The sequence below is a fragment of the Nocardioides sp. genome, assembly GCF_031397825.1.
Classification (GTDB): Bacteria; Actinomycetota; Actinomycetes; order Propionibacteriales; family Nocardioidaceae; genus Nocardioides.
Genome location: NZ_JANNML010000137.1, coordinates 1 through 1501, shown reverse-complemented (window position 1 = coordinate 1501; position 1501 = coordinate 1). Strand labels below are relative to the sequence as shown.

Genomic DNA, 1501 nt, shown 5'->3' with positions numbered 1-1501 from the left:
GTGCGACGCTCGCTCTCGCTGACGGTGCCGTCGGCGTGCTCGGTCACGACGACCGAGCGGCGCTTGCGGCTGGTGTTGGCCACCACCATCGACAGCACGAGCACGAGCACGCCTGCTGCGATGAGGATCCAACCGAACGCGTGGCCGTCGAGGCCGGGGATGTTCACCTCGATCGCGAAGGCGAAGATGGCGCCGATCACGATGAGGGCGATGCCGAGTCCGATGCTCATGGGGAGCCTCCCTGGGGGTCGGGGAGGGCCTCACTGCCCTCCCCACCAGTCTCCCGCGCCACACGCGCCCCGGGGGAGGAATCGCCAACTAGGCTCCCGCTCATGACCGACTCGCTCCACGACCACCCGATCGCCCGCCTCGACGGCACCCCCGCCACCCTCGGCGACCTCACCGGCGGCCGGCCCGCCCTCGTCGTCAACGTGGCCTCCAAGTGCGGCCTCACGCCGCAGTACTCCGCCCTCGAGGCGCTGCACGAGAAGTACGCCGACGCCGGGTTCACCGTGCTCGGTGTGCCGTGCAACCAGTTCGGTGGCCAGGAGCCCGGGTCCTCCGACGAGATCGCGGAGTTCTGCTCGGCGACCTACGGGGTCACCTTCCCGATGACCGAGAAGGTCGAGGTCAACGGCGAGGGCCGGCACCCGCTGTACGCCGACCTGGTGCGCACCGACTACACCGACGACGGCGGCCGCAGCTTCTCCGGCCAGGACCCCGACCCGTCGGTGATCATCTGGAACTTCGAGAAGTTCCTGCTCGACGCCTCCGGCACCCCGGTCGCGCGCTTCGCCCCCGGCACCACGCCCGACGACCCGCTGCTGGTCGAGGCGGTCGAGCGGGTCGTCAAGCCCGACGGCGGAGAGTGAGCACCCGCCACCTCGCCTACGTCGGCGAGCCGATCACGCTCCAGCGCCTGCTGCTCGACCCGCCGCGCTCGCTGGTCTCCCAGGCCTGGTCGCCGAACACCCAGCTGGGCGGGGTGGTCAACGCCGACGGCTTCGGTGCGGGATGGTACGCCTTCGGGCGCGACGAGCCCGTCCGCTACCGACGGGCGCAGCCGATCTGGACCGACGCCTCGTTCGCGTCGCTGGCCCCGACGATCGCCTCGTCGTGCATCCTCGGAGCGGTCCGCTCGGGCACGACGACCTTCGCCCACGACGAGTCGATCGTGGCGCCGTACACCCAGGGGCGCTGGCTGTTCAGCCACAACGGCGGCGTCGCCGACTGGCACAACGCGCGCCGCTCGCTCTACGACCGCACCCTCGACATCCCGGAGGCCGCCGCCCCGGTCGACTCCGCGCTGATGTTCGGGCTGGCCGCGTCGCGCTGGTCGGCCGGCACGCCCCTGGGCGCCGCGCTGGTCGAGGTCATCCGTGAGGTCCGCAAGGTCGGCGGTGGTCGGCTCAACATGCTGGCCGTCGACGGGCGCAGCTTCGCCGGCACGACGTACGGCGAGCAGCTGCACGTGCTGGAGAAGGACACCGGGATCGTCGTG

3 protein-coding genes are annotated in these 1501 nt (G+C 71.6%); 2 read left to right on the top strand and 1 reads right to left on the bottom strand.

The features are described 5' to 3' along the window. The coding region (locus tag RMN98_RS12155) for a DUF6458 family protein (protein ID WP_309649081.1) at window positions 1–230 on the bottom strand (230 nt) is incomplete at its 3' end. Window positions 231–332: 102 nt separating this feature from the next. Between RMN98_RS12155 and RMN98_RS12150 the strand changes: the two genes are divergently transcribed. Together RMN98_RS12150 and RMN98_RS12145 are read left to right on the top strand one after the other, a co-directional pair. Next, on the top strand, window positions 333–872 hold the full coding sequence (locus RMN98_RS12150) for a glutathione peroxidase (protein WP_309649080.1): 540 nt from the start codon (window positions 333–335) through the stop codon (window positions 870–872). After that, a partial coding sequence (locus RMN98_RS12145) for an ergothioneine biosynthesis protein EgtC (RefSeq protein ID WP_309649079.1) occupies window positions 869–1501 on the top strand: 633 nt, incomplete at its 3' end. The genes RMN98_RS12150 and RMN98_RS12145, both read left to right, overlap by 4 nt.

Excerpts from the sequence above, each read along its gene's own strand:
- RMN98_RS12150 (WP_309649080.1), top strand. The coding sequence starts at position 333 with ATGACCGACTCGCTCCACGACCACCCGATCGCCCGCCTCGACGGCACC.